32 protein-coding genes are annotated in these 26241 nt (G+C 44.3%); 6 read left to right on the top strand and 26 right to left on the bottom strand.

Features of this window, described 5'->3' with window-relative positions; translation table 11 throughout:
* Positions 1-7 precede the first annotated feature (7 nt).
* Positions 8-496, top strand: coding sequence for a hypothetical protein (locus L9P36_RS14735; RefSeq protein ID WP_237468266.1), 489 nt, complete (start codon positions 8-10; stop codon positions 494-496).
* Between the two features lie 112 nt (positions 497-608).
* On the opposite strand, the gene L9P36_RS14730 is transcribed toward L9P36_RS14735, so the two are convergent.
* From L9P36_RS14730 to L9P36_RS14715, 4 genes are all read right to left on the bottom strand, one after another.
* A complete protein-coding gene (locus tag L9P36_RS14730) occupies positions 609-3014 on the bottom strand; it encodes a Lon protease family protein (protein WP_237468264.1) in 2406 nt (801 codons plus the stop codon).
* Positions 3015-3287: 273 nt separating this feature from the next.
* Positions 3288-4691, bottom strand: coding sequence for a serine hydrolase domain-containing protein (locus L9P36_RS14725; protein ID WP_237468262.1), 1404 nt, complete (start codon positions 4689-4691; stop codon positions 3288-3290).
* A 344-nt stretch (positions 4692-5035) separates the two neighbouring features.
* Complete coding sequence (locus tag L9P36_RS14720) at positions 5036-6724, bottom strand: RluA family pseudouridine synthase (protein WP_237468259.1); 1689 nt, start codon at positions 6722-6724, stop codon at positions 5036-5038.
* A 216-nt stretch (positions 6725-6940) separates the two neighbouring features.
* A complete protein-coding gene (locus L9P36_RS14715) occupies positions 6941-7414 on the bottom strand; it encodes a peroxiredoxin (protein ID WP_237468257.1) in 474 nt (157 codons plus the stop codon).
* A gap of 264 nt (positions 7415-7678) precedes the next feature.
* On the opposite strand from L9P36_RS14715, the gene L9P36_RS14710 reads away from it, so the two are divergent.
* Together L9P36_RS14710 and L9P36_RS14705 are read left to right on the top strand one after the other, a co-directional pair.
* Positions 7679-8329, top strand: a complete 651-nt coding sequence (locus L9P36_RS14710) for a hypothetical protein (protein WP_237468256.1) — start codon at positions 7679-7681, stop codon at positions 8327-8329.
* A gap of 262 nt (positions 8330-8591) precedes the next feature.
* Complete coding sequence (locus L9P36_RS14705; RefSeq protein ID WP_237468255.1) at positions 8592-8822, top strand: hypothetical protein; 231 nt, start codon at positions 8592-8594, stop codon at positions 8820-8822.
* Positions 8823-8897: 75 nt separating this feature from the next.
* Here the strand turns inward: L9P36_RS14705 and L9P36_RS14700 are convergent, their stop codons facing one another.
* Complete coding sequence (locus tag L9P36_RS14700) at positions 8898-9347, bottom strand: PaaI family thioesterase (RefSeq protein ID WP_237468253.1); 450 nt, start codon at positions 9345-9347, stop codon at positions 8898-8900.
* Between the two features lie 239 nt (positions 9348-9586).
* On the opposite strand from L9P36_RS14700, the gene L9P36_RS14695 reads away from it, so the two are divergent.
* From L9P36_RS14695 to nqrM, 3 genes are all read left to right on the top strand, one after another.
* Positions 9587-9880 carry a DUF134 domain-containing protein gene (locus tag L9P36_RS14695; protein ID WP_237468251.1) on the top strand — a complete coding sequence of 98 codons (294 nt, stop codon included), beginning with the start codon at positions 9587-9589 and terminating at the stop codon, positions 9878-9880.
* Positions 9877-10410, top strand: coding sequence for a NifB/NifX family molybdenum-iron cluster-binding protein (locus L9P36_RS14690; RefSeq protein WP_237468250.1), 534 nt, complete (start codon positions 9877-9879; stop codon positions 10408-10410). Before L9P36_RS14695 ends, L9P36_RS14690 begins: the two co-directional genes overlap by 4 nt.
* 177 nt (positions 10411-10587) lie before the next feature.
* Positions 10588-10773: a (Na+)-NQR maturation NqrM gene (gene nqrM / locus L9P36_RS14685; protein WP_354004733.1), complete on the top strand. Its 186-nt coding sequence runs from the start codon at positions 10588-10590 to the stop codon at positions 10771-10773.
* A gap of 19 nt (positions 10774-10792) precedes the next feature.
* On the opposite strand, the gene L9P36_RS14680 is transcribed toward nqrM, so the two are convergent.
* From L9P36_RS14680 to L9P36_RS14580, 21 genes are all read right to left on the bottom strand, one after another.
* Positions 10793-11173, bottom strand: coding sequence for a hypothetical protein (locus L9P36_RS14680; RefSeq protein ID WP_237468247.1), 381 nt, complete (start codon positions 11171-11173; stop codon positions 10793-10795).
* A 26-nt stretch (positions 11174-11199) separates the two neighbouring features.
* Positions 11200-11760, bottom strand: coding sequence for a P-loop nucleotide/nucleoside kinase family protein (locus L9P36_RS14675; RefSeq protein WP_237468245.1), 561 nt, complete (start codon positions 11758-11760; stop codon positions 11200-11202).
* 95 nt (positions 11761-11855) lie between these two features.
* Positions 11856-12260 (bottom strand): hypothetical protein, encoded by a 405-nt coding sequence (locus L9P36_RS14670; RefSeq protein WP_237468244.1) that lies wholly within the window; start codon positions 12258-12260, stop codon positions 11856-11858.
* Positions 12261-12395: 135 nt separating this feature from the next.
* Positions 12396-13781, bottom strand: coding sequence for an NCS2 family permease (locus L9P36_RS14665; RefSeq protein WP_237468243.1), 1386 nt, complete (start codon positions 13779-13781; stop codon positions 12396-12398).
* A 483-nt stretch (positions 13782-14264) separates the two neighbouring features.
* Positions 14265-14831: a hypothetical protein gene (locus L9P36_RS14660; protein ID WP_237468241.1), complete on the bottom strand. Its 567-nt coding sequence runs from the start codon at positions 14829-14831 to the stop codon at positions 14265-14267.
* 728 nt (positions 14832-15559) lie between these two features.
* Positions 15560-15865, bottom strand: coding sequence for a hypothetical protein (locus tag L9P36_RS14655; protein WP_237468239.1), 306 nt, complete (start codon positions 15863-15865; stop codon positions 15560-15562).
* Between the two features lie 99 nt (positions 15866-15964).
* On the bottom strand, positions 15965-16477 hold the full coding sequence (locus tag L9P36_RS14650) for a DUF6988 family protein (RefSeq protein ID WP_435532784.1): 513 nt from the start codon (positions 16475-16477) through the stop codon (positions 15965-15967).
* A 215-nt stretch (positions 16478-16692) separates the two neighbouring features.
* The gene (locus tag L9P36_RS14645; protein WP_237468235.1) at positions 16693-17091 is read right to left on the bottom strand and encodes a hypothetical protein; all 399 of its coding nucleotides are present in this window, start codon (positions 17089-17091) and stop codon (positions 16693-16695) included.
* Between the two features lie 512 nt (positions 17092-17603).
* On the bottom strand, positions 17604-17885 hold the full coding sequence (locus tag L9P36_RS14640; protein ID WP_237468233.1) for a hypothetical protein: 282 nt from the start codon (positions 17883-17885) through the stop codon (positions 17604-17606).
* 102 nt (positions 17886-17987) lie between these two features.
* Entirely contained in the window at positions 17988-18557 is a 570-nt protein-coding gene (locus L9P36_RS14635) for a hypothetical protein (RefSeq protein ID WP_237468231.1), read from the bottom strand.
* A 185-nt stretch (positions 18558-18742) separates the two neighbouring features.
* Positions 18743-18982 carry a hypothetical protein gene (locus tag L9P36_RS14630; protein ID WP_237468229.1) on the bottom strand — a complete coding sequence of 80 codons (240 nt, stop codon included), beginning with the start codon at positions 18980-18982 and terminating at the stop codon, positions 18743-18745.
* 162 nt (positions 18983-19144) lie between these two features.
* Positions 19145-19624, bottom strand: coding sequence for a hypothetical protein (locus L9P36_RS14625; protein WP_237468227.1), 480 nt, complete (start codon positions 19622-19624; stop codon positions 19145-19147).
* Complete coding sequence (locus L9P36_RS14620; RefSeq protein WP_237468225.1) at positions 19624-20205, bottom strand: TIR domain-containing protein; 582 nt, start codon at positions 20203-20205, stop codon at positions 19624-19626. Before L9P36_RS14620 ends, L9P36_RS14625 begins: the two co-directional genes overlap by 1 nt.
* A gap of 160 nt (positions 20206-20365) precedes the next feature.
* On the bottom strand, positions 20366-20665 hold the full coding sequence (locus L9P36_RS14615) for a hypothetical protein (protein ID WP_237468224.1): 300 nt from the start codon (positions 20663-20665) through the stop codon (positions 20366-20368).
* 601 nt (positions 20666-21266) lie between these two features.
* A complete protein-coding gene (locus L9P36_RS14610; RefSeq protein WP_237468223.1) occupies positions 21267-21752 on the bottom strand; it encodes a DUF334 domain-containing protein in 486 nt (161 codons plus the stop codon).
* A gap of 153 nt (positions 21753-21905) precedes the next feature.
* Entirely contained in the window at positions 21906-22223 is a 318-nt protein-coding gene (locus tag L9P36_RS14605; RefSeq protein ID WP_237468221.1) for a hypothetical protein, read from the bottom strand.
* A gap of 113 nt (positions 22224-22336) precedes the next feature.
* Positions 22337-22840, bottom strand: coding sequence for a hypothetical protein (locus tag L9P36_RS14600; RefSeq protein WP_237468220.1), 504 nt, complete (start codon positions 22838-22840; stop codon positions 22337-22339).
* 545 nt (positions 22841-23385) lie between these two features.
* Positions 23386-23778 carry a hypothetical protein gene (locus L9P36_RS14595; protein WP_237468219.1) on the bottom strand — a complete coding sequence of 131 codons (393 nt, stop codon included), beginning with the start codon at positions 23776-23778 and terminating at the stop codon, positions 23386-23388.
* A 204-nt stretch (positions 23779-23982) separates the two neighbouring features.
* Positions 23983-24393 carry a hypothetical protein gene (locus L9P36_RS14590; protein WP_237468217.1) on the bottom strand — a complete coding sequence of 137 codons (411 nt, stop codon included), beginning with the start codon at positions 24391-24393 and terminating at the stop codon, positions 23983-23985.
* Positions 24394-24732: 339 nt separating this feature from the next.
* A complete protein-coding gene (locus L9P36_RS14585; protein WP_237468215.1) occupies positions 24733-25176 on the bottom strand; it encodes a hypothetical protein in 444 nt (147 codons plus the stop codon).
* A 138-nt stretch (positions 25177-25314) separates the two neighbouring features.
* Positions 25315-25725 (bottom strand): hypothetical protein, encoded by a 411-nt coding sequence (locus L9P36_RS14580; RefSeq protein WP_237468213.1) that lies wholly within the window; start codon positions 25723-25725, stop codon positions 25315-25317.
* Positions 25726-26241: the final 516 nt, after the last annotated feature.

The raw sequence follows: 26241 nt of genomic DNA, 5'->3' as shown, positions 1-26241 counted from the left end.
GGTTGCCATGAACAGCATTACATATCTCAACGCAGGATTTGGCATTAATCCTCAACAAGCACACAAACTGAATCAGCTTGTTGCGCAATTTCAGAATATTCATCAACCGCTTTCAGCTTCTGCGTTAAGCGATGTGAAAAGTCTCAACGCCAATGAGCGCGCACTTTTGGTGACACAAATTGATGAACAAAGTGTCGGCGGCCAGCTGCTCATTGCATTGATGCAATCTCGCGGCAATGATGACATCAACCGCGCACTTGAAGGCCTACAAGGCCAATCGCTGAGTCACTGCATCGCCCCTTATTTAGGTGCCAATATAGAGATTGCCGCGTTGGCAAAACCTGCGCCAAAGGACAAAGCGGATGAAAAAACAAAAGTCGCAAGCCGCTTTAAACCTTGGCAAGCGCTGCAATGGAGTGACCAATTGGACGCCGTGCCATCACCGCTCAAACAGAGAATCAAACTGCTATTGCTGATTCTCAATAAAGTGAAATAAGCCAGGCTACCTCATCAAAAAGCCCGCTTTCGCGGGCTTTATCCATTTTAAACACCAAGTTTGAACACCTGTAACGAACCTTCAGGTGAACGCGCTACATATTAGTAAACCATCAACACGACGACGCTTTGTGTATTGCATGTTGCGCGAGCCACTGCCAGCGCTGCTCAAACTTTTCGGCAATGCACGCATAAACACTGCCCTTGGCAAAGCTGATTTGCTCATCATGCTGCTCTAAACCTGCTGGACGCTGGAGTAATAGCGCAATGGCATCCGTGACATGATCAACGACATAAATGTGGAACTCACCGCGCTCAATGGCACTTACCACATCTTTTCGTAACATCAGATGCTGCTGGTTACTGCGCGGAATTATGACGCCTTGATTCGCCATCGGCCCTTTCAGGGTACAGACATCAAAGAAGCCTTCAATTTTTTCATTGACCCCACCAATGGGCTGCGCTTCACCAAACTGATTCATTGAGCCTGTGATCGCAAAATGTTGCGCCACTGGAATACCTGACATTGCAGAAACAATGGCACATAGCTCAGCCATTGAGGCGCTATCACCATCAACGCCGCCGTAGGACTGCTCAAAAGTGAGATGCGTTTTCAGCGGCATCGTTTGATGCTGTCCAAAGAGCGCACTGAGATAGGCCGAGAGAATCATCACCCCTTTGGAGTGGATCTGACCGCCCAATCTGGCTTTGCGCTCAATATCTAAAAACTCGCCTTCACCATGGGCCACTGTGGCTGTAATACGATTAGGCATACCAAAGCTATGATCATTAGTGGCCATGACCGCCAGCGCATTGACCTGGCCAACCACCTCACCTTTGATATCAATTAAAGTGACACCGTCACGAAAGCCATCTAGCACCGAATCGCGCACACGACTGACACGATACTCTTTGGTGGCCAGTGCCTTTTCCACATGGCCGGCACCAATTTTGGTCGCGCCCGCTTCTTTTGCCTGATAGTTGGCTTCACGTAATAGATTGGCAATATCGCCAGAGTGTAGCGACAAACGATTTTGATTTTGCGCTTGGCGCGCGCTGTACTCAATCACACGAGCCATGGCTGGGCGATCGCAATGCAGCATCTCACTCTCTTGTAAAATGCGTGCAATAAAACGCGCATAACTCCGCTCGGTTTCATCATTGCGAACCATCTCCTCTTCAAAATCAGCGGTGATTCGAAACAGCTCAGTAAACTCGGCATCGTACTGCTGCAGCAATCGGTAGGTGTGATAATCACCAAAGAGGATAATCTTGACGTTGAGCGGCATAGGTTGCGGCTCAAGAGAGATCCCGCCCGACAAACTGACTTCGCGCTCAAGCGCATTCATATTGATCGCATTGGCGCGCAGCGCTCGCTTTAAGCCATCCCACACATAGGGGCGCTCAAGCACTTTGACCGCATCCATCAGCAGCACACCACCATTGGCTCGGTGCAAACTGCCGCTGCGAATCAACGAAAAGTCAGTAAACACCGTGCCTTTGTAAGTAGCATTCTCGATATAGCCAAAGAGCGCGGGATAGTTGGGGTTCTCCTCGACCACGATGGGCATCTCATCTTTATCATGGGCAACCATCACATTGATTTGGTAACGGCGCGGCAGGCTTTTATCCAGTGTGGCGTAGGACAGCTCTGTTTGTGCATCGCTGTCATCAAGGAAAATCTCTAGATTTTCATAGATATCTGCTTCTACTGCTTGCAGGTGGGCCACCAGATTGTCGTGATCTTGATATTTTTTCAGCAACTTTGTGAGCTGCGCTTGCACCACTACTTGTGCAGTTTGCTCGTTGATGCGCTGCATCTCATCACTATAATCTTGCTCCCACTGTGTCATTTCACGGATCACTGCGCGCAGTTGAAGCTCAAGCTTGCTAATGCAAGACTCTATGGCCGCTCGTTCCTTACTAGAAAGCGCCATAAAGCTCTCTTCGGTGTGCGGCTCTTCGCCATTCATCGCCACAAATTGATATTCGCCCTCATTGGTCATGCTCAGTGCAACACCCGCAATTTTTGCTTGCTGGCTCACTGTTGCGACCGCTTCGGCCTGCTGCTCCGATAGCTGGGCTTTAAGCTGCTCGGTACTGTGATAATACCGCTCATTCTCAAAGGCGATGGGCAAGGTTTTCACCAACTTGGCGATCCAATTTTCCACATCTTTTTTAAATGTCTGCGCCATCCCTGCAGGCAATTTCAATAAACTGGGCTCACGAGACACTGCAAAATTGGAGACATAACACCAATCATATCGACCATTCCCATTGGATTTTAGGCGATTGAGATAGCGCAAAATCATAGTGCGCTTGCCTAATCCATTGTCGCCTACAGCGTAAATGTTATAACCACGATCGGGCATCGACATCGCAAATGCCACTGCCTGCTTGGCTCTGTCCTGACCGATAATTTCACTGAGCGGCTCTATGTTTTTAGTCGTTTTTTCAGTCACTAAGGTTAATGGCGCTTGGCGATATACATCCTTGTCACTCAATTGATTCATTGCCATCTTGTTCCCTCAAATCTCTAGCGATGAAAATCAGTGTAACGGGATGATGTTTAAAAAGACGTGCGCCAAGCGCATTTTCACTTCAGGTTCACAATTCAAGCGCAAAAAATCTAAAGAGTGTGAGACAAAGCGGCAAAGCGCGCTTTCAATCATCGTCTTTAGCCATCGACACCGGGGAACGATAAGCTCATCACATACGCAATCTGCGAAAACTCGCCGCATAAAAAAAGAGAGCCAAGGCTCTCTTTTTACGGATATCAAATGCAGCATGCTCTAATGCTTCTCGCCAACTTGTTCTTCAATAAAAGCTGGCAGAATTTTTTCCTTAAGCATGGTTTCAAAACTTGGCGCTTGCTGAAAGTTTTGCGCGGTTTGCACCACGACTAAATCAAGCGCTTTTACCACCGCAATGTGCTGCTCTCCCCAGCCCCATGCCAAATCGATTTCATAACTTTGGCCTTGGTAGGTGAAGCTGTCTTTCCACCAATAATAACCATAGTCAAGATCCCCTAGAGCCTTGTCCACTTTGCCGCTAAGCGCTTGTTTAAGCCATGATGGCTGAATTAAGGTTTGCCCCTGCCACTGACCATCATCCCGGACTAATTGTCCCAATTTGACCATATCGATAGGACGAAGGAAGAGTCCACCAGCGGCATTAGGATAGCGATCCGATTGCAACAGCCAATAAGCATTTTTAAGGCAAAGCTCGGTCATCGGTCCATATTTCGCATAATCAGCAACATTATCTTCTTCGGTGGCCTTGGCAATAATCTCGCCGGTGATGGTGACTAAACCACCATTGTAATAAAAAGCGTCGCCAGGCGCGTGCTGAAGCGGTTTTGATAAGGTGTAGTCCATGCCATCCGCACTGGTCGATTCAATAGAGCGATCATTTTGTGGATCGTTATAACTTAGCTGCGTCTCGTTCCAAGCCAGTCCTGCACGCATACTTAATAGATGATCGAGGGTAATGTTACGCTTATCGCCAGAAAAATGTGCCTGATAGCTTGGTAAATAATTGGCGATGGGCTCATTCATATCACTAAAATGCCCCTCTTTTTGCGCCATACCAAACAGCAGTGCCGTCACGGACTTCGACACAGATTGCACCTGATGCGGCAATTGACGATGCCAACCTCTGAAATAATTTTCACTGACCAACTTGTCGCCTTTCAAAATCAGCAAGCTATTCACTTGTTGATACGGCGATTGTCTTTGCGAAATGGTTTTCACTAACGCATCAATTTTCTCAGGATGTGGCGCCACATTGGCTAGCGGTTGCGTGCTGTAATCCAAATCACATTGAGAAAGCTGCGCGATATTAATGACTTCTGGATTATCGAACAAAATCTCTAGCGGATCGCCCGCTTTATTTTCGCGCATATACGGATATCGACGACCTTCTAAAATCAGATCGACCCGATTCTCATCGACAAAGTCGATGCGAATCGTCCCGTGAGGCGCAACAATAATCGGTGAAGAATTTTTATTGATATAAATGGGGTCACGCGAAAAAGGCCACTGTGCAAAATACTCACCATTTTGCTTCTCAATAAAAAAATAGATCCCTGGTGTTTCTAGGTTGCGATAGACCCCCTCCAGTGGTGGCTGCTCGCTATCACAACCGACCAAAAAAACGCTTAGAAGGCATCCGACGATGCGGGTTTTCAACTTCATGATCAACTCCATTGATAGATGGCTTCATCCTTTGAGCCATTGATATCATCCAAATAACAAACAGGATCATCAGCCCTAAATAAAAAGCAGACGATTCATTTATTTCATGCCCATCATATAGTTACTTGATGTAAAGATTGATTAGTGTCGGTGTAAAGTTGCGTAAATCATCGTCAATAAACGGACTAAACGTCGTGCTACACAAAGAATCACCATTTAAAAAAACCATCAAAAAAGCTCATCTCCAAATTTCATCAAAGATGAGCTTTATATCAATGCCAAGCCAGAGTAAACCAAGCCGTGACGACCGGTTAATCAGACGCTCATAGAGAACGACGCTGACGTTAGAACGGAGCAGGCGCCTCAAAGGTCATGCGCTCTTGGCTGATGGGATGATTCAGAACAAGCAATTCTGCATGCAGATAGAGTCGCTCGGCTTTTACCCCGTAAAGATCGTCGCCCACCATGGGTAAATTAAGCCCCATAGGATGGGCACAATGCACACGAAGCTGGTGGGTACGGCCTGTTTTAGGATAAAGCCATAACTTAGTGCGGTTGTTCGTACGGGCAATCACCTGCCAATAGGTTTCTGCCGGTTTTCCATGCTCAAAACAAACCAGCTGCCTTGGCCTGTCATAAAGATCGCCACGAAGCGGCAAAGTAATGGTGCCTTGCTCGCCTTCCACCTCACCTTCAACCAAGGCGCAATAACGTTTTTCTGCGCTGCGCTGAATAAATTGCTGCTGCAAATGCTTGTTTGCACGCTCCGATAAGGCAATCACCATCAAACCAGACGTCGACATATCCAAACGGTGCACAATTAATGGCCCCGTGGCTTCAGGAAAACGTGCTTGCATACGGCTATAGACGGAATCTGTGATCGTTTTACCCGGCACAGAGAGAAACTCAGCGGGTTTGTTGACCACCGCCATATGCGCATCGGCATAGACAATTTCCACTTCAAAATCATCGCTGCAATGATGGGCGAGCGGGTTGTCATCAACCTCAAGCCCTTCAAGCATATGGGTCAAAATCGGCTTACATTTGCCCTGACAGGAAGGATAAAACTGACCATGGCGTCGAATTTCCGATTTTGGCGAGCGCCCCCACCAAAACTCAGCCATGGCAATGGGGCGATAACCCTGTTGATACGCATATTGCAGCAACTTCGGCGCCGCGCACTCACCAGCGCCAGCTGGAATGGTACCCAAAGCAGAATCGGCGAACAGCTCATTGAGATCGCACATCTTGCCCTTGGCATTAAGGAATCGATACTGCGCAAAAAGATGATGCTGCAAGTCATGGGAGCGTGCAGCGCGCTCTGTTTTTAGCGCTGCAAATTTTGCCTGATAGCCCTCAGTTTGCAGCTCAAGCTCGGCAATCAATGCATCCCAATGCAATTTCAAATCGCGCAGCGCAAGCTTGTCATGCACACTTTCTTGGCTAAGCTGTTTAAGCAGCTCACTGGTGCTTTCACTGGGCGTTTGCGCGGCTTGCTGGCGCAGCGTTTTACGCTGCTGGCGATTTTGCTGCATCACCTGTTTATGCGCCGCGAGCGCTTGTGCGTATTCATTTTGCGCCTGCGCAAGTGCCGCTTTTAAAGCGATAAAGGTCGCATCCTGTTGAATGGCGGCCATCTCGGCGGTCAGCGCATTAATTTGTGTTTGCTCGGGTAAAAAGAAGCTATCTTCCACCAACATATCAAACACAGGCGGCACAAAGCCTGAGTGCAAATTTTGATTGGCAAGCTTGCCCGAAAACCCTTGTAAAAAGCCCAGTTCACCATGCTGATTTTCAACCACCAGCACACCAAACATTTTGCCAATCGCACTGCTTAAATCATCTTCAGTGTTTAGGCCAAAATTGTGTTGCCAATCTTGCTGGGTCGTTAAATAGCGCTGTAACTGCGCGGCAGCAAGTTCACTTAAAGCATGCGGCTGATAATAGAAGGGATAGGTAAATCGTAAAGGCAGCGCAATGGCATCAATTGCGCTTTCAAAGCGATGAAATTGCGGATCGTTATTATCAGGCATAGCAAGCAAGCTTATTGGTCAAATCAAGGGCGGCTATTCTAACGACCTCGTCCTAAAAACTCTATGCCTGATTCAAAGCCCGCGTGAAGCGTTTTACCTCGCATCACGCGGCTTCTATATCAATAACGCTATATCGATAAAGCTATCAACCAACAATATCAACAAAGGTATCGCAACACCTGTCTTGTTCTGTTTGTCGCCATCAGCCGTTATCGCTTATAAATGCGCCAGCACCGATTGCGCCGAGCTCACTTCATATTGTTCTGGTTCCTCAACAAATAACTGACTGACCACGCCATCATCGATCACCATGGCATAGCGCTGTGAACGAATGCCACCAAATGAACCGGTGTCCATCTCAAGCCCTAACGCTTTGGTAAAATCCGCGCTGCCATCAGCCAGCAAGGTTAATGCCTCAGTGTTTTGCGATTTACCCCAGGCTTTCATCACAAAAGGATCGTTAACTGATACACAGATAATTTGCGTCACCCCTTTGGCTTTGAGGGCATCGGCATAGATGATGTAGCTTGGTAGATGATCATCCGAACAGGTTGGCGTAAAGGCACCGGGAACGGCAAAAAGCACTGTTTTATGATTGGCAAACAGCGCCTGCGTAGCATGCGCCTCAATCCCATTGTCGGTTAATTGATACAGCGATGCGGCGGGGATCGCTTGGCCTTGACTGATCATATCACTCTCCTACTTGGGCTATTGCTCCAAGTCTAGAAGCTTCCAACCTGTCACTTGGTCTAATTTGTGGGTAACAATGACTTTGTCTTATGGATAAGAATGCGCTGCGCAAAATTCGATAAGATGTTGTTTTATATAAAGATGCGATCGAATCAGAAGAAGTGATTGTATCTTTTTGTAACCACGATCTTTGTCTCGCAACCTTTGCATCCTTTTGCCATCATCCCTGCAAACAACTTAACCATATGAATAAAAAGGATTTATATGATTTTCTTTGGCACCAAGGGGAAAACGGTCGCAGGGCCTGCCGTGGATTGTGTCACCTGCCCACATTGTGGCAAGCAGCAGCATCAAAGCTTTGGTTTATTACGCTATTTTCATATTTATGCCATTCCAACTTGGATGACCGCAAGACAAGTGGGACTTGAGTGTCTTCATTGCAAATACACCCTGATTGGCCGCGATGTTCCTGATGAAATCAGTCATCAGCTCAAGCCTATGCTCTTTCCTAAACGGCGCGTCCTGCCCCTTTTTACGGGGCTTATTTTACTCTGCTGCTTAGTTGCCGGTATGGTGCATATCGGCCATCAAGAAGAACTGGATCAAGCACAATACCTAGCCGCACCCGCACTGCATGATATCTATATCGTGGATATTACATCCGGACTTGGCCAAGAAGCCGTGCAGGGAACCTATAAATATGCCGCGATGCGCATCGTCCATATCGATGATCATCAATATGAGTTTGCGCTCGGCAATATGGTTTTTGAAAAAGTACAAGGCGTTCGCCAAGATATTCGCAAAGGGAAAACCAATACGAGCAGCTACTATGACAGCGAAACGCTACTGCTGAGTCACGCTCAAATTCGTCATCTCAAGCAAATTGGGGCACTCAAAGCCATTGAAAGGCGCTAAGTTTTTCTGCTGAATATCATTGCGCTTGCGCAAAATTATTCGCCTAAAAGCCCAATCATCCATTGCGATTTTCTTCAATATGTCACTCAAAATCCCCTGCGATTTGAGTGACATATCTGTTCGCGTTACCGGCAAATATTCGCGCGAGCCGGCTGCCCTATGCACAGAGGGTCAGCTCAAACACGGCGACCAAATCATTTTTAATGAACTAAGATCAGGTGATTCAGCTCTAAATAACAAGGCAATCAATAGGAGAGTCACGATGATCATCTATCTATTTGCGCTCACCCTGTTTTTATTGATCATGCTATTGATGAGCATCGGCATTATTTTCCATCGCCAGCCAATGCAAAATCGTTGTCGCTCACTGCGTCAATTGGGCTTTTATCCGCTCAGCTGCCAATATCTCTATGGCCCTGCACTCAAAGGTCAATATTTCGATGATCGATCGAGCCATGACCAATCTAACAAAGATAAACCGAGCAATGCCTAATTGAGCAATAATCACCACCGCCATAGGCGGTGGTTTAGGGATGACAATAAACGGTGCAGCGCATTCAACGCCACACTAAATCACTTCCACCAAAGGATTCGGCGCGATAAATTTTGCATGCGCGCTAGCGTAACACACGCCATCTGCAGTCATTTTGGCGTGTAACCAATATACGCCATGGCGCGCCTTATCAACGGTGGCACAGACACAGCCTTGAAGTTCAATAGGCCACGGCTGATGGTAGCGAACCGTTAGCTCAGCCGTTAAAGCTTGAATGTGCTGGACAAAAAGGCAGTGGGTCATGGCGCCATCCAGTACACTGGCAATCATACCGCCATGCGCAAGCCCGCTATAACCTTGGTGCGCATGGGTCAGCTGAAACGCGGCACTTACACTGCGCTCATCGACTCGCTTAAATCGCAGCTGCAATGCGTCAGCGGCGCAATTCTTCTGGCCACACACATAGCAATAGCGATGTGCTAATGCCGCACATGTCTTCGCGTCATCATTGATCTTGGTGAACACCTCGCCTCCCTGATTCCCTATGCACGCTTAAGCAATTTCTAACCTGCATTTGAATGTCGTTATTCCTATCATTTATGCGATTCACTTACAGAGATTTACCTTGGTGAATCACCGCCATATGCGCTGCGCAAGCATAGCTGCGCATTTCAATATCCTTATTTGTTTTTAGCATATGCCAATAATTGCCAAATCACAATTATTGGCATATGCTAAAAATGAACCCGATAATGGACCTAAATATGGCTCGACCAAAGATAAGCCGCCGCATTTGTGGCCGTGCACCCTACAGCTGCTTTAAACCCAATGGGGTTCCAACCCATTCGCTGACTCAGGTGCAACTGCTACCTGAAGAGTTTGAAGCACTTCGACTTGCGGATTTAGAAGGATTGAGTCAATTAGACGCGGCAGCGCAGATGCAAGTATCACGACAGACATTTGGAAATATTGTCGCAAGTGCTAGATACAAAGTGGCGCAATGCTTAGTCCATGGCCAAGCATTGATGCTCAACCAAGAGATGGAGAATGAACAATGATCGTCGCAATGCCCATTCAAGGCGATATGATTGCCAATCACTTTATGCGCGCCCCTGAAATTGCAGTGCTGCAAGGACAGGTGAATGCCAAACAGCAAACCATCACACGATTGACCCACGCCCAAAATGGCGAGATGAACTGCGCGGGTAAAAAAAAGCTGATTGAAGCCCTCAAAGCCCAAGGCGTTCAGCGCCTTTATGTGCGCAATATTGGCCAGCGTGCCCTCGGCAAACTATTGGCAGCTGGCATTGAAGTGGTACAAGTGGCTCAGAAAGTGCCTTACTGGGGGCTGCTTGAAACAACCTTTGTGCCTTTTCAAGATGCTAGCGAGGGGCGCATCCCCAAAAAACATCAAGCGGGCCATTCAAGCTGTGGTGGTTGTCATCATGATAGCAAGCCTGCGCCTAGCTTATTAAGCGCGCCGCTTTCAACAAATCAAACAAAGTTAAGCCACGCAAAAACATTGCAGTTGATCAAGCCCCTAAACAAGCAATTGTTCAAGCCCTTGGGCAAGTCATCGAACAAGTAACGATTAGACCCACAGCCCGATGCATTTCACGAAAGCAGCTCGCTGCCGATATGCAAAAATGCGGTGCATTGGAGCGTGCAGTGAACCGCTCACTTTAGTCAGGACAGATAAATATTCAAGGAGAGCAAAGTGATCTATGTGATTGTGGCCATCCTATTTACGCTGATTTTGGTCTCGATGGCCATTGGCGTGATATTTAAGCGTGCCCCCATTCAAGGGAGCTGTGGCGGATTAAGCCAAATTGGCGTAAGCCGCGTGTGTAACTGCAAAACGTCCTGTAATGCGCCGCGTCTTTATCACATTCAAGAGCCTGAGTCTGACACACAAATAGTAAGGCACATAAATAGCAAGACACGCAAATAGCATTTGATATGTCACATCTTTACTCTAAATTTTTCAGCGTCGATGTATCAATCCCATGGAGCACTTCTTTTGCCGCTTTATCTGCATCAAAAGAAGCGGACGCAGGCTCAGATAGACCCGTTGCAATCCCTTCGCCCACGGCGTGCGCTTGGGATTGCAGTTGCTGGCCTTCTGCTTCACCAGCAAGCCAACCGCGCTGGTAATCTGCATCATTGTCAAAGCGTAACTGATCTTTGATGTAATCTTCATAATCATTGCCCGCCTCTTGCATGCCGCTATGGCGTCCATCATGAAAACCTTGAATATAAGATGCGCTATAACCACTTTGGCGAAGTTCACTATCCGTTGTCCCGCAGGCTGCAAGCAGCGCAATCAGCCCTAAGGCGAAAAAACATTTCATTGCTATTCCCAGATTCAGCTCAAAATCTAAGCATAGCCCTCAGCGCGCTCTAGCAAATTCAGCAATTGAGAAAAGGACTGCGCCGGTGTTTGCCCCGCAGTATCAATGCGGATCACCGACTCATGCCATGGCTCATATTCGCGCGCGCAAACCTCAGGCCAAGTGGGCAGCCGCAAATTGCTCACTGCGACCGAGCGTGTTTGTACTCGATGTCGATGCGCTTTTACATCAGAGCAGCACACTTCAATATTGATAAAGGGCACGCCTATTTCTGTAGCGACGGCTTGCCATTCGCGCCGCGTTAGTGCGATGGGATTGCAGCAATCGGCGATACAGCTTAGCCCTAACTTAAGATTGTCCGCAATTAAGCGATAACCCAGCCGATAGCCCTCGCCCTCAACATTGATATGACACACATCACGAAGCCCTTGCTCAAGGGTATCGATACGCAAATAGTAAGCACGAGTATGCTGCGCGAGTTTTTGCGCTAGCGTGGATTTACCCACACCAGGTAAACCCGAAAAAAGATACAACACAGGTACCTCACCTTGCGTGATATCAGGCCTAAATTGCACATCCATTGGCATTACATTCCCTAAATTTCACCTTTCAACACCACCGTGCGCGATTAAACATCATCAATCGATGCTCATACAGCCAAATTGACACAGTGGCTAACTCATTATTTTAACTGTTTCACTTTGAGTACTTTTTGAAACCATATCCTCTTTGGATAACGGATCGTGATCTCGTAGCGAAGCCCTTGGCCAAAATCGATACAAAAACAATGCGCATCGCGCTGACTCAATGATTCCCACAGATAACTTTGATAAGCGCCGCCCCAACGATATTGCCCTAATAATTTAAGCGATGGGCTCACCACCACCAAGGTGCAGCACTCTTCAAATAAACAATCACAACTGAATATCAGCAGATAATACTCATCAAGCTTATATTGCTGATCAATCACATAGCCAGGCACTTTAAAATCAAGCGGGCAATCATTGAAAAATAATGCAGATTCAAGCGGCCAATCTTCGTACTCACCCTGATGTTCTTCAATAGAAAAGTCTGTTATTTCAATCATCCTTGCACCCATAGGCTCATCAGGTCCATTTTGCGATGATACAAAAAAGCACCCTGTTTGGCGAAAACAGAGTGCTCAAATATGATTTCAATTAAATCAATGCGCTATCAATCACTCAGCGCATCTAAGCCAAGCTTAAAGCGCCCAGCCACCGGCATAAAAGGTTACCAAAATCGCCGTGAGGATCACCACACCAAGGCTTAGTTTCTTCCACTCACCAGCCACCACACGACCACAAACGAGACATAGGAAACCCAGCATAATACCGGTCACAATATTCGCGGTCAGCACAATAAACACAGCGCACACCAAGCCAGACAATGCGTCAATGGAGTCTTCAAAATTCAGCTTGTTGACATTGCTCAGCATCAAACAGCCAACATACATCAGTGCAGGCGCAGTCGCATAGCTTGGCACCAAATAGCTAATGGGTGAGATAAACAAAAGCAGCAAAAACAAAGCGCCAACCACCACAGCGGTTAAGCCTGTTTTACCGCCTGCTGCGGTGCCGGCTGCTGATTCAATATACACAGCAGCAGGTGCCCCGCCGACAATGCCAGATGCAATACTACTAACCGAGTCAGCGGTTAACGCCTTACCACCATCAATAATATTGCCATCTTTATCCAATAGGTTAGCTTGCCCCGCTACCGCACGAATGGTGCCTGTCGCATCAAAAATGGCGGTCATCACCAATGCCAACACACTTGGAAAAACCAGCGGGCTCAACGCGCCCATAATATCCATCGAGGCAAATAGGGAGCCCTCACCACCAAAGGTCGGCATGGCGAAGAAACCGTGGAATGTCACATTAGGATCAAAGGCCAAACCAAGGGCCGAGATCGCAATAATCACTAATAAAATACCGCCCGGAACACGGCGTTTTTCTAAGCCGAAAATAGCGGCTAAACCCAAAATCGACATCAACACTGGCAGCGATGTGAAATCACCAAATTTAACAGGTAAACCCGCAGCGGTGTTTTTCTCAACCAGTCCAACCCCGTCAGCTGCAATCAACAACAGAAAAAGACCAATACCAATACCTGTACCATGGGCAATGCCCGTCGGCAGATGAGTCAAAATCCACTGACGCAATCCTGTCACTGTGATTGCCGTAAACACGACACCCATCAAAAATACAGCGCCGAGCGCCACCGGAATTGACACGCCCTGCCCCAGTACCAAGCTATAGGCGGTAAAAGCGGTGAGCGAAATCGCGCAGCCAATCGCCATCGGCAAGTTGGCCCAAAGCCCCATCAAGAGCGAACCAAATGCTGCCACCAAACAGGTCGCAAGAAATACAGCGCCGTGATCAAAACCCGCTTCACCTAGCATGCTTGGCACCACGATCACCGAATAGACCATGGCTAAAAATGTAGTGAGACCCGCAAGCACTTCTTGGCGAACATTGCTGCCACGCTGGCTGATCAAAAAATAGCGGTCAACTTTATTGAGAAAAGAGGATTGCTGCGCGGGTTGTTTCTCTTCTTGAGCGAAGGGAGAAGCGGACTTCTGAGACATGGGCTTCCTACTGGTATAAGATAAAATGCTGAAAAAACCATGTACGACTAATCACATATGGCTTCAGGCGGCGAAAATACCGCTGAATGCGCTAGATTTCAAGCAATTTAAACCTTTGCCGCAAACGTTTTCGCTGAGCAAGAAAGTGATCGAAGTGAAATCCGCCATTTGCCAGTGAACTTAGCTAAGTATTTCTGTTCACGAATACACAGACCAAGCCCAACATGCCGCCGCTCATAGCATCTACCGATTCGGTTCACCATAAGCACAGTGACGTCGAGCTCACTACTTTATCAATACGTGGATTTACCAATACCTATTTTCGCAAGCGCGTTAACATAGAATAGAGATTGAATCCGACATGGAGATATAACCAAACGTGGCCGCGATGGACTTCAGTCAACGACAAATTTGAGGGTAAATCAACCGTGTTTTCAGCTCAACAGTCCATGCATAATCATAGATTTTGAACCGATTACTAAATTAATACGGATCAACAGTCTCAAGCCGAATACCCTCAGCTAATGATTTCGAATTATTTATAGTGCCAAATTTAGTCACTTTGACTACGCGCGCAGATACATAATGTAATAGCATCTTTTGTTCTGGATCTTGAACATTGTAACCAAGCATCAAATAATAGAGATGAGACGCATCGCTCACATCTAATTTAATTGATTTAGATTCAGACAAGGATGGCAAATGCATTGAACTAAACACCGTGTTTACATCGACATCCCCCTTTGACATTGAAGGCGCATCAAGATTCGTTAAATCGATTACGTAGCCATCACTCGATAATATTTTTTGATGCTGGCACGCCAAAAATCTGTTTTTATCCGATGGAGCAAGAAATTCAAATTTATTCAATTCCCCTGCCGCTGATATGGTAATGACGGTGATATTTGGCTCTAGCGACTTCAAATCAATGCCTCGCGACTCAATCGCAACGTAGTCTTTCCCCAAACAATAGAATCCATCGGTGTCAGCAAACACATTACCGATAAATAAAAAACCAAAAATGAAGGTAATAAATTTTAAAATTCTCATGATTATAAAGTCTTCCTTGATGTTTGACGAATACTCGCACAAAGCGTCAGTTCGGCGCTAAAGTATGATTAAAATCAGTCAACCTCAGAATCAAACACCAAAACAGCTTTGCCATCACACTTGAACTATTTATTCAATTGCATTACCACGAAAGCTTGCCAGTTTCTAAGCTGATAAAATCCCAATTTTCCAATTAATTTTCTGTTACCAGCGCAACCAATTTTCTCGCAGATGCTTCTGGCGTCATGTAAGCGTCTTTCGGTGCCATCCGATGCAAATCCACCTTGAAGCACTTGTGAGAAGCCTTAGCACTCATTCCTACCATTCTTTATAAGCCACAACACGCCATCAAAAATTTTACTAAATACAACCGAATAACCGACTGCATTTGCGATTAATGTGAGCAGAAGTAAGGGCTCATTGTAGCTAGCTAAACTGACACCAATATAAGTGATAACTTTTACTGATAGGTAACACCCAAAACCCACAAAAATGCTTCGGATAAAATTTTCCATTCTCACAACGATCTCCTTAATTGTCAGGTTATTGATCATTAACTTTATTACAACTAGCTACATTGAAGATATTCAAATTAAATTGATTGATAAATAATAGATCTTAGCTTATAACGCCAAGTTAAGGGGAGACAAACAGTAGTGCGCTACACTTGATCGAAGCGAAACAGCGCACCGTTTGGCATCCCACTTGAACTACTTGTTAAATGGGGATTACTCCGGGTTTAGTTCTTTGTATTTGTGGTACGCTTCGTCACTTTCCCAAACTACAAATTCTGCAATAAAATCAGGGTCCTCATGAGTAGAACCATCTTGAAGCTCGTAGAATCCTTTCTCAGCCTCTTCATAAAAATCTTCGTCATAAGGGAGGCTTTCATCTTCACCGTTTCTCTTTACCACCACAACAGTATTGGAGTTAAAGGTACTTACTTTTGCAAAGTATGTATCAAAAGACTCTTCGCCTGAATTGGATATTTTTCGCTTGGAAACCAGAATTATTTTTTCATGTAGATCTAACATATTTGCACCATTTAACGCAGCATTAAGGTGTGAGCAGCGCTTGGATATACTTGAGCGAAGCGAAAACGCTAAACGTTGCGAATCACTCTAAATGCTTTGTTATAAAACAATTGGTCCCTTCATCTGAAAGATGTCTGCATAAGTTTCAAATGATGTATACACATCTTGAGTCAAATTCGTTTGACCAGTGAGAATAGAACCAAAAACCGCCACTACATTTGATGCCTTCAAAACCTGTTCTATCATCGCAATTGGATATCCTTTGCTATGCCTATCAACAGCATGTAAGCCTCCATGAACGTATGAGCTTAGCGGTTTCCAAGAATACTCTTTAAACTCGAGAATAGGATCTACTGCATTTTTGGGGGCCTTCTTCTCCAACTGGCTAATCATTTCACTCAACATCGGTAAATTGTTAGCTCTTCTTTGATTTTCTTCATTTAACTCTACAGATAGTTTGCTTAATGCTATATCACTTGCAGCATACAATACCCACATTCCCCGAACTAGACTCTCGAACTGAAGCCTCAAAAGCCCAAGAGCAGACGTGAAGTTTCTTGTCGCTAGCAGAATCTTTAAACTTTCAGCGTGCTCCAATGATACGCTGCACATTATTCTGCTTACTCGAATCCTATCAGAACCATCATACAGCGGTTGCCTTAGTATATAGTCAACATAGTTCTCATATTCAGCTGGCCTTGCGAGTAATTTATCGATGGTCTACTCCTTGTTTTATAACGCTAAGTTAAGGGGTGACAAACTAGTAGTGCGCTAGACTTGAGCGAAGCGAAATAGCGCGCAGTTTGGCATCCCGCTTAAACTACTTGTTAGGTGTTTTTCAGTGCTTTTTTTAAGAACTCGATTCTTGCGGTATCAGCTTTTTTACCGAAACCAGGATAGCGCTGAAGAGCCTTGAGCCAGCTCTTTAAAAACTCAGGTGATTGCAACGCTACATTCTTGTTTTCAGAATACCACTTTTCCATTTCTGTCAGTTCGAACTTAAGTTTCCGACATTCTCGCCAGCATGAACGACATAAAACACGGCGAGCCCACATGTACTCTTTACGTACCTCATAGTCCTCTTTCTGTTCCTCTGCTTTGAAAACGTCACGCTTTCCGCAAATACAAACGTATTCGATGTCCTTGTACTCAGACCCAAGAAATTCATGTCCAATTGAACGCTTTGACTCTTCTGAGTACGAGTCTTTGTTTAAACGAACCTTCATAACTATTTAGACACCTAACGCTAAGTTAAGGGGTGACAAACTAGTAGTGCGCTACCCTTGAGCGAAGCGAAACAGCGCACTGTTTGGCATCCCGCTTAAACTACGTTAGGTTTTACAACCCCCAAAAACCACCTAACGCTGGATGTGGCTTCCCATGACCCTGCGTATATTTTTTGTTTATGTAAATTCGAAGGCCTATGAAAAAGCCAATAAAAGCTAATGCTAACAAAACTCGAGAGGTTATACCCATTGAGCTCAAGCTTTCATCTTGCCCAAAAGCCACGAGAAATAACTGGCAAAATATTGACCCCGCAACCAAACCAGTAAAACCCCGAAGAATTCTTAACACAAGAAACATTCGCATGACTCTCCCGTGAAACCTAACGCCAACTTCAGCCGTGACAAATGTGCAGCCGGTTTTGTGTGAAAATTCGAGCGTAGCGAGCTACACAAAAACTGCGCAGCGTTTGGCATCCGCTGAAAGTACTTGTTAGGTTTTATATGTTCTGTCACTAAATGTCAGTTTTATAAACCTTTTCCATACAAATGACTGCAACCAATCCACCATATTCGTTTGAGTATTCTTCAAGATGATTTGTTGCCTCTTCGTACATCCCCTGCTTTAAGAAACTTAATGCTTTCTGCTCAAAAAAGTAACGTTCGGTTACTTGCTCATAGACATCAGCCCGTGACTGTTCCCACAAAATGAAAAGCCTGATATTTAGTAACAAGGAGCCTACTAAAATAATATGGAAAATGATTCTTATAACTTTCATATCGACAATCCCTGACACTATGAAACCTAACGCTAAGTTAAGGGGTGACAAACTAGTAGTGCGCTACACTTGAGCGAAGCGAAAACAGCGCACTGTTTGGCATCCCGCTTGAACTACTTGTTAGCCATTTTCAATTGAGATGATTTGGCTTGCAAAACCATTCAAAACAGGTTTAGAAAACCATGCGGGTTGATTTAAAATAACTTGTTCTCCCGACTCTAAATTTATTATTATTCTGAACACATAAACACTAGCTTTATCGCTAAAGATCCAAGGCGTATTTATAGCGCTTGCTTTGCTGGGCTCAAGATTGAGACTCCAACGCCCGTCAATAAGCTGAGGGTTTTCAACTTCCGCAAGAACCTTTATCACTTTTGTAGGTGCTAATTCCTCAATTACAATGTTACTAATCTCTTGATCGCTCATTGAGCTAAATGCGAAATTCCATATTATCTCTGCTTCATTGTCATGAACTTTACTTTCTCCTATAGTAAAGCCTGCAACTTGCATTTTATACCCATTATTTTCAGCAGGAATTGCACCCGCATCAGTCACTGGCAAATAAATTACATCCCCGCCTGCAATATTGAAAGGCATACTAACTACATCATACCCCATATAAGTTTCATTAGGTTTGCTCGCACATCCTGCTAGTGCAAAAACAAAAATAGCTAAGCATAATTTTTTCATTTTCATTCCTTAATAAGGTTAAGGTAAAATTTACCGACAGTTGTTGCTACATAGATGGCTAACGCTAGGTTAAGGGGTGACAAACAGTTGTGCGCTAAACTTGAGCGAAGCGAAAACAGCGCACAGTTTGGCATCCCGCTTGAACTACTTGTTATGTGCGACTTACATGATTCATTCGCTGCGATTCAAATATGCCGCTTAATTAAAACCATTTTCTCAACGGTCAAAGTATCTTGAACGTAATGAACTAAACCACCAAAATCAGTATCCACTAAGATACCGCTAGATAAATATGACCAAACTTCCTTAGGGTACGGCTTAGAGTATTCGCCTGCATCAACATCGACAACTACTACACCAAAATATTTATCATCAATCTGAACAGAATCGCCTAGCTTGGATTGATTGCCATCGGTGTATTTCATAATTCCTCTGATAATCCGATCTATGGATTACACCCTATAAGCACATAACGCCAAATTAAGGTGTGAACAACGCTAACACCTTAGCTAAACCTGTGTGTCATAAACACTAAACTAGACTGAAGTGAAAGCGCCAAGCGTTGTGAATCACTCTTAAATTTCTTGTTATGTTTCGGAGTTATCTAGTTCGGTAAGATCTTCAACCCCTGCCATATTCGCCAACATCTTAGTGTATTTTCTTAGTTCAGCTTGTACTTCTTTAAGCTCTCCCCGAAACTCTTCACACTGCTTGGGATCATTAAATGCACCATTTAATGACAGTTTGTGCCACTTAGCCGTAAAGGGGCGAACAATCTGATTTAGGACAACAACAGCTATTTTGGTAAACTCAATACAATGCCTACCATTGCTTTTAATTACTTCGCGAGTTATTGGAAAAATTGCATGTACACTGGCTAAGGCTGTAGACTCATCGCCACTTTCAAGTTCCAATGGCTGAGTTGTAATACGAGTAAGCAACTCGATATAAAGCTCCCAAGCTGCAGCACGGTCTTCATCTTGAGGCTTCCATTCCATATCTAAAAATGGGGTCTTGATTTTTAAAGATGTCATATCCCATTCTTCTAGCCACTTACTCCATTTCATCATTGCCACCTTTCGCCCGAACGATTGTTAGAGAAACTAGGATATGAATTGTCTGGTATCTCCTTGTTTCTACGTTGAAACGCTTCATGAATCCAAGACTGGACAAGTGAAGCATCATTACTCCAATTATAAATCTTAGCGAAGCCACATTGGATATTATCGTACAACCTTGGTGGTATCGTATTTTTATCGTAGTGATTTGAATTGGCTCTTGGGTAAGTAGGAAGCAATATACCTATTAGACCAGAGCGAGGATTGAATTGTGTTTGGCGTATACTCGAGGATATTTCCCAATCAACATGTTTCCTTTGCCATGTCTGAGAGCCAATCAACACTACTGTAACTGTTGAGTCCCGTAAGTATTCATCTCTAATTTTTTGACGTATCCTATCTGTCGACAAATAAGGATCAATGTCCCCTATTTGAACTGACTTTGAGACCATAATATTAAATTGATTTGCAAACATTTCTTCAAAGTGATTTCTATAGCCTTGATCATTTGCATGATGATAGCTGACAAAAACTTTATGCCTATTATTCCCACTCTGGTTAGAAATGTTACCTAGATCACCAAAAACCATAACAGCTCCTTATTTGCTTATCATATCTAATATGGGGATGATTTTTACATATGCAACAGATAGAAATATAACGCCAAGTTAAGGGGTGACAAACTATAGTGTGCTAACCTTGAGCGGAGCGAAAACAGCACACTGTTTGGCATCCCGCTTGAACTACTTGTTATGTGCCAGAACACAAAACTTCTACAATTTCTGTTGTTGGCATGGCTTTAATGACTTGTAACTTCGGTCGATTAACCACAACAAACCTTTCATTTATCTTGATATTAATATCACCGGAGAACACTTCCACATCAGATATATACGATGCAGGTGAACGCTCCCAACCTTCATTATGCGAAAGTAGCCACTGCGTAAAAGTAACCTGAGTAGGTGAACCAACGGCATATGAATGTTCCATTGAGTTACAGCGAACTGTTATTTCAGCGTTCGTTAAGTCATCAATTCTTTCTTTGAGCACCCAGCTAAGAACATCATTAGGATACTAATCAATACAGGTCTCAAAAGAACATCCTCTGGCATATAACGCCAAGTTAAGGGGTGACAAACTAGCAGTGCGCTACACTTGAGCGAAGCGAAACAGCGCACAGTTTGGCATCCCGCTTGAACTACTTGTTAGAAACCGAAGCGCTCGAAGATGCCAAAGTAACAGCCCCACCCAAAGTAAACCACGACACCAATAACAGAATTTAACCGCCACTCAAATTTGCCTGAATGAGCCAATTGCACTTACCTAAATTTGAGAGAAGTTGTGCATATTGGTGATACGGAAAAACAATTTGGCGGAAGTACGGAAAATTGAAAAGCAATGCGCGCGCTGAACTTATGTTTGCAGCCCGATCGCGTGATTAGAAGCAAAGCGCGTAATAACCGTTGGTTTAATTGGCTGCAAACCGCCCACCCAAAAACACCTAAATTCACCGAAGGTTTTCTAACGCCCGCATAAGGGGCAGCAAAACGTAGCGGCGATTGGTTTAAACTTGGGCGAAGCACCAAAACTAATCGCCGCGTAGTTTTGATGTCCCAGCGAGCTTGCGAGCGACTTGATGCGTTTGTTAGCTTTACTTCCGCCGGAGTAGTAGCCCGCCGACAACCATTACGACGGCAGACACACCGCCTGCAATATACTTCCAAGTATTATTGTTCTCCTTGTTTGTTTCTTGCATGATTTTCGCAATTTCAAGACCGTAATCAGCAAGCTTTAAAGCAATGTCAGCAATTTTTGAACGTAGCTCCTCAGTCTCAGACTTATGCACAATTGTTTTAAGCAGATCTGTAATATTTTCTAGAGTTACAGAGATCCCTCTTAGAGCATCTTTTTGAGTTTCTTTTGCTGAGCTTATTACTGATTTAAGTCCATCTACATATGCCTGTTGAAGTTGAACAAAATGAGGTATTGCCTCCACAAGTAGCTTCATTTGCTCTTTGGTTATATCACCATTTGCAGCAAGTTCCTGTATTTTTTCAAAGTCTTTTGCAGTTGTCCCAGAAAGTTCCGTAATCCCTATTTTTGCTTTGATTTGTTCTAGCTCTGATGTCTTGTCCATAATTCTTTCTCAGTAGTTATAAAGTAAAGCTAACGCTTGCATAAGGGGTGCCATGCAAAGCGGCAATTTGATTAAACTCAAGCGCAGCTCAAAAACAAATTGCCGCATAGCTTTGGCATCCCAGCCTGCGAAGCTGGCGACTTAATGCACTTGTTATAAGTTTGCTTCTCGAGCATCAAGTATTTTATCCATTCGATCTGCTTGTAGTTCCCAACGGTCTAGTAGTTTGTCATACCGATCAAGCTGCTCTTGCATATGCTTTTGCTGTGCATCTACAATCTTCGTTTGTCGGTCGTACTCAGCGGTTTGTCGATCGTAGACAGCCTTTTGCTGTTCATAATCTTCATCAAGCTGTTCTGTATAAGTGTCCAACACAGCTAATTCTTTTTTGATGCGCTCCATTTCATTTTGATTACTAGAATCTCCACAACCAATGAGAACTAAACTCAATATTATGGCTACATATTTCATGATTTCCCTCTCAATACTTATAACGCTAAGTTAAGGGGTGACAAATAGCAGTGTGCTAAACTTGAGCGAAGCGAAAATCAGCACACTGTTTGGCATCCCGCTTAAACTACTTGTTATACCCATTTGCCTGCCACCTCAGCAATAAAATTCACGAGATTTTGTAATGTACTAAATCGCTCTCTATAACTTTCATTTGCACCATGCAAAGGTTTGAAAGTTAACTCGGAGAGTTTACTACCCTGAAATTTACTATTGGTATCTATGTCATCGTCTATTTCTGAGATATCCCTTAGATCTAACAGCAATTCTAGATTTAATAATAAACCTTCTGATATCTCTATGTTTGATTTCAAGACATTGGTTTCTAGTACTTCATCACCATACTTTATGTCTAGTTCGCAGACTAAATAATCTGAAAATTGAGGGGTGTAATTTTCTAGCAATCCGAAAACTTCCTCATGCAAGGTTGAGCCTTGCTTTTCATCTATTAGGCTTGCTACTTGAAAAAGGATATCGGAAAGTAATGAATCCTGATACTCTGATTTTACTTCATGCATCTCTATTGCTGCTTTTAGGCCACTTGCTAAATCTAGTAAATCGGTATCGTTAAACTTCATAAGATTCTAGTTTCCATATGGGGTATAACGCTTGCATAAGGGGTGCCATTCAAAGCGGCAATTTGATTAAACTCTAGCGCAGCCCATAAGAAAATTGCCGCGTAGCTTTGGCATCCCAGCCAGCGAAGCTGGCGACTTAATGCACTTGTTATATGGAATTTGTATCTTCCACATTGTTATCTCTATTCAGAAGTCTAAAAATAACAAAAAAATTAAACGCCGGTATAAATACGCACACAGCAATAAAAATAACACTTCGCGTAGTAAGAAACTCAAGAAATGTTAGTGAAGAATCTCCCGCTGCAAACTGCACAGTCTCATAGATAGTATAAAACTCCCAAAGGAACACACCCAGAAACACCAACACTGAAAGCATCACCTTGCTCTTGGTGCTAGCCAACGAGTTTGCCCATCCCATTGGGTTTGATGTATGTAACATTTCAAATTTCCTTATAACGCTAAGTTAAGGGGCGACAAACAGCTTAGCGCTATACTCGAGCGAAGCGAGACCAGCGCGCTGTTTGGCGTCCCACTTGTACAGCTTGTTAAATGTTATCTCGCTTGTGAGCAAATTCAGTATATTGCTCACCAAATTCAAGCTCCAACGCAATACGTAAAATTGCAGGCAATGCAAACCAGTAGCATTTCTTCATATGGTCCAAAAACACAGCGTCACCCATTTCTTCTCTATACATCTTCTGGTGATACGCATTTATTGGGCTACGATCAATGCTGATAATTTCTCTTCGATGCCTTTTCAATAACAACCTCAAGTCTCGTATAGATCGAATTGAAAATTCACGCAGTTCAGATAGTTCTTCTACGTAACCGCTTTCAGAAGGCGCATAGTCATTGGCTTTTGGAAATATTACACTCAATAGTTTATACACTTTTACTGGGGTCAATTGCGTTTCATCTAACTTTTGACGCGCTTTCACCTTATTCCTCCTGATAACATTTAACGCCTACTTCAGCCGTGACAAATGCGCAGCCGGTTTTGTGTGAAAATTCGAGCGCAGCGAGCCACATAAAAACTACGCAGCGTTTGGCATCCGCTGAAAGTACTTGTTAGAAACCGCAGCGCTCAACGATGCCAAAGTAACAGCCTCGCCCAGCGTAAACCACTGCACTAATTGCAGAACTTAACCGCCACCCAACTTTGCCTGAATGAGCCAATTGCACTTACCTAAATTTGAGAGAAGTTGTGCATATTGGCGGTACGAAAAAGCAACTTGGCGGAAGTACGGGAAGTTGGAAGGCAATGGTTGCACGAGATATGTTTGCAGCCCGATCTCGTGATTAGAAGTGAAACGCGTAATCACCGTTGATTGAATTGGCTGCAAACCGCCCACCGGAAAAAATAAATTCAGAGAAGGTTTTCTAACGCCAACTTCAGCCGTGACAAATGCGCAGCCGGTTTTTGTGTGAAACTTCGAGCGTAGCGAGCCACACAAAAACTGCGAAGCGTTTGGCATCCGCTGAAAGTACTTGTTAGAAACCGCTGCGCTCAAAAATGCCAAAGTAACAGCCCCGCCCTGCGTAAACCACCACACCCATTACAGAATTCAACCGCCACCCAACTTTGCTTGAATGAGCCAATTGCACTTACCTAAATTTGAGAGAGGTTGTGCATATTGGCGACACGGAAAACCAACTTGGCGGAAGTGCGGAAAATTGGAAGGCAATGGTTGCGGTGAACTGATGTTTGCAGCCCGATCGCGTGATTAGAAGTGAAACGCGTAATCACCGTTGATTGAATTGGCTGCAAACCGCCCGCCAAAATAAACCTAAATTCACGAATGGTTTTCTAACGCTAAGTTAAGGGGTGACAAACTGTAGTGCGCTACACTTGAGCGAAGCGAAACAGCGCACAGTTTGGCATCCCGCTTGAACTACTTGTTAGGTGTCTCTGCCTTATAACGATTTACCCAAAATAATATTGTATTAGAGCTCTTCTTAAGTTCACTGTCATCAACATCGGGCAAGAGGTCTTCTATGAATGACTGTATTTCTTTCTGGCCAAAATGCTCGCATAGATACCATGGTAACTCTCTAATATTTAAATCCCAATATCCAAGTATTGCATAAATTGCACCGTCTATAGGTAAAGGGCAAGTCGGTTTTATGGCCAACAGAATGGTTCCTGCTAGTCGTTGCCTTTCACTTACGTTTTCTTGAAGTTCTGGGTGATAAAAGAAAGAATACAAACCAAAGAAAAGTTCTCTTTCAGACACATTTGTTAAAATTGAAACGAGTAGTTTGTTTTGTTGTTCATTAGATGCACCATATCTATCTGCTGATTTTTTTATTTTCTCTATTATTGATTGACGATTCATCGAAACCTCTGTGCACCTAACGCAAACTTCAGCCGTGACAAATGCGCAGCCGGTTTTGTGTGAAAATTTGAGCGAAGCGAGCCACACAAAAACTGCGCTGCATTTGACATCCGCTGAAAGTTCTTGTTAGGTGACAATTCAAGTACCACACAACTCTCTAGATGACATTGCCTCTTCCAGCCGTTGGTTCATAAAGCCTGAGCGATATTGCTCAATATACTTAGTTCTGTGTGCGTGAATTTTATTAAGAACCAAACATGCATTCTGCTTATCTTTCCCGGGCAAATACAGCAACATATTGATTGCTTGGACTAGCCATGTCCCAACATACAGATCGAGTCGATTACGCACACGCTCATACTCGCCTTCATCTATAAATTTAAGTGCTTCGCTTGAATCGATTAGATGAACCAATATAGAAGGAATTCTATTCGATGAAATCATTTGCAGCGTCGTCGACTCACCTTCTTGCCTGCCCACCTGAACACCAGCAATAAATGATGTGAGGATTAGTAGCACGACAGTAAAATACTTTAAACCCTTAGCCATAAATACTCACCTATCCATGAAAGTAATTGTCCACTCTTGCTTAATATTGGGCACCTAACGCTAAGTTAAGGGGTGACAAACAAGTAGTGCGCTAAACTTGAGCGAGGCGAAAACAGCGCACAGTTTGACATCCCGCTTGAACTACTTGTTAGAAACCGCTGCGCTCAAAAATGCCAAAGTAACAGCCATGCCCAACGTAAACCACCGCACCAATAGCAGAACTTAACCGCCGCCCAATTTTGCCTGAATGAGCCAATTGCACTTACCTAAATTTGAGAGAAATTGTGCATATTGGCGACATGACAAAACTAACCTGGCGGAAGCACGGAAAATTGGAAGGTAATGCGTGCGCTGAACTTATGTTTGCAGCCCGATCGCGTGATTAGAAGTGAAACGCGTAATCACTGCTGATTGAATTGGCTGCAAACCGCCCACCGAAAACAGTGAATTCCACGAAGGTTTTCTAACGCCCTGTTAAGGTTGATTCTAGTTAGACATTTTAACCGATAAAACAAC

Source organism: Vibrio stylophorae (genome assembly GCF_921293875.1).
Classification (GTDB): domain Bacteria; phylum Pseudomonadota; class Gammaproteobacteria; order Enterobacterales; family Vibrionaceae; genus Vibrio_A; species Vibrio_A stylophorae.
The sequence above is the reverse complement of the archived record's forward strand: the minus strand, read 5'-3'. Positions and strand labels throughout refer to the sequence as shown.

Excerpts from the sequence above, each read along its gene's own strand:
- L9P36_RS14660 (WP_237468241.1), bottom strand. The coding sequence starts at position 14,831 with ATGAGAATTTTAAAATTTATTACCTTCATTTTTGGTTTTTTATTTATC.
- L9P36_RS14650 (WP_435532784.1), bottom strand. The coding sequence starts at position 16,477 with ATGTGCAGCGTATCATTGGAGCACGCTGAAAGTTTAAAGATTCTGCTA.
- nqrM (WP_354004733.1), top strand. The coding sequence starts at position 10,588 with ATGGCCATTGGCGTGATATTTAAGCGTGCCCCCATTCAAGGGAGCTGT.
- L9P36_RS14720 (WP_237468259.1), bottom strand. The coding sequence starts at position 6,724 with ATGCCTGATAATAACGATCCGCAATTTCATCGCTTTGAAAGCGCAATT.
- L9P36_RS14725 (WP_237468262.1), bottom strand. The coding sequence starts at position 4,691 with ATGAAGTTGAAAACCCGCATCGTCGGATGCCTTCTAAGCGTTTTTTTG.
- L9P36_RS14710 (WP_237468256.1), top strand. The coding sequence starts at position 7,679 with ATGATTTTCTTTGGCACCAAGGGGAAAACGGTCGCAGGGCCTGCCGTG.
- L9P36_RS14695 (WP_237468251.1), top strand. The coding sequence starts at position 9,587 with ATGGCTCGACCAAAGATAAGCCGCCGCATTTGTGGCCGTGCACCCTAC.
- L9P36_RS14625 (WP_237468227.1), bottom strand. The coding sequence starts at position 19,624 with ATGAAATGGAGTAAGTGGCTAGAAGAATGGGATATGACATCTTTAAAA.
- L9P36_RS14690 (WP_237468250.1), top strand. The coding sequence starts at position 9,877 with ATGATCGTCGCAATGCCCATTCAAGGCGATATGATTGCCAATCACTTT.
- L9P36_RS14730 (WP_237468264.1), bottom strand. The coding sequence starts at position 3,014 with ATGGCAATGAATCAATTGAGTGACAAGGATGTATATCGCCAAGCGCCA.
- L9P36_RS14705 (WP_237468255.1), top strand. The coding sequence starts at position 8,592 with ATGATCATCTATCTATTTGCGCTCACCCTGTTTTTATTGATCATGCTA.
- L9P36_RS14675 (WP_237468245.1), bottom strand. The coding sequence starts at position 11,760 with ATGCCAATGGATGTGCAATTTAGGCCTGATATCACGCAAGGTGAGGTA.
- L9P36_RS14580 (WP_237468213.1), bottom strand. The coding sequence starts at position 25,725 with ATGGCTAAGGGTTTAAAGTATTTTACTGTCGTGCTACTAATCCTCACA.
- L9P36_RS14610 (WP_237468223.1), bottom strand. The coding sequence starts at position 21,752 with ATGGACAAGACATCAGAGCTAGAACAAATCAAAGCAAAAATAGGGATT.
- L9P36_RS14680 (WP_237468247.1), bottom strand. The coding sequence starts at position 11,173 with ATGAAATGTTTTTTCGCCTTAGGGCTGATTGCGCTGCTTGCAGCCTGC.
- L9P36_RS14605 (WP_237468221.1), bottom strand. The coding sequence starts at position 22,223 with ATGAAATATGTAGCCATAATATTGAGTTTAGTTCTCATTGGTTGTGGA.
- L9P36_RS14665 (WP_237468243.1), bottom strand. The coding sequence starts at position 13,781 with ATGTCTCAGAAGTCCGCTTCTCCCTTCGCTCAAGAAGAGAAACAACCC.
- L9P36_RS14635 (WP_237468231.1), bottom strand. The coding sequence starts at position 18,557 with ATGAAAAAATTATGCTTAGCTATTTTTGTTTTTGCACTAGCAGGATGT.
- L9P36_RS14645 (WP_237468235.1), bottom strand. The coding sequence starts at position 17,091 with ATGAAGGTTCGTTTAAACAAAGACTCGTACTCAGAAGAGTCAAAGCGT.
- L9P36_RS14670 (WP_237468244.1), bottom strand. The coding sequence starts at position 12,260 with ATGATTGAAATAACAGACTTTTCTATTGAAGAACATCAGGGTGAGTAC.
- L9P36_RS14600 (WP_237468220.1), bottom strand. The coding sequence starts at position 22,840 with ATGAAGTTTAACGATACCGATTTACTAGATTTAGCAAGTGGCCTAAAA.
- L9P36_RS14715 (WP_237468257.1), bottom strand. The coding sequence starts at position 7,414 with ATGATCAGTCAAGGCCAAGCGATCCCCGCCGCATCGCTGTATCAATTA.
- L9P36_RS14585 (WP_237468215.1), bottom strand. The coding sequence starts at position 25,176 with ATGAATCGTCAATCAATAATAGAGAAAATAAAAAAATCAGCAGATAGA.
- L9P36_RS14630 (WP_237468229.1), bottom strand. The coding sequence starts at position 18,982 with ATGAAATACACCGATGGCAATCAATCCAAGCTAGGCGATTCTGTTCAG.
- L9P36_RS14620 (WP_237468225.1), bottom strand. The coding sequence starts at position 20,205 with ATGGTTTTTGGTGATCTAGGTAACATTTCTAACCAGAGTGGGAATAAT.
- L9P36_RS14655 (WP_237468239.1), bottom strand. The coding sequence starts at position 15,865 with ATGTTAGATCTACATGAAAAAATAATTCTGGTTTCCAAGCGAAAAATA.
- L9P36_RS14735 (WP_237468266.1), top strand. The coding sequence starts at position 8 with ATGAACAGCATTACATATCTCAACGCAGGATTTGGCATTAATCCTCAA.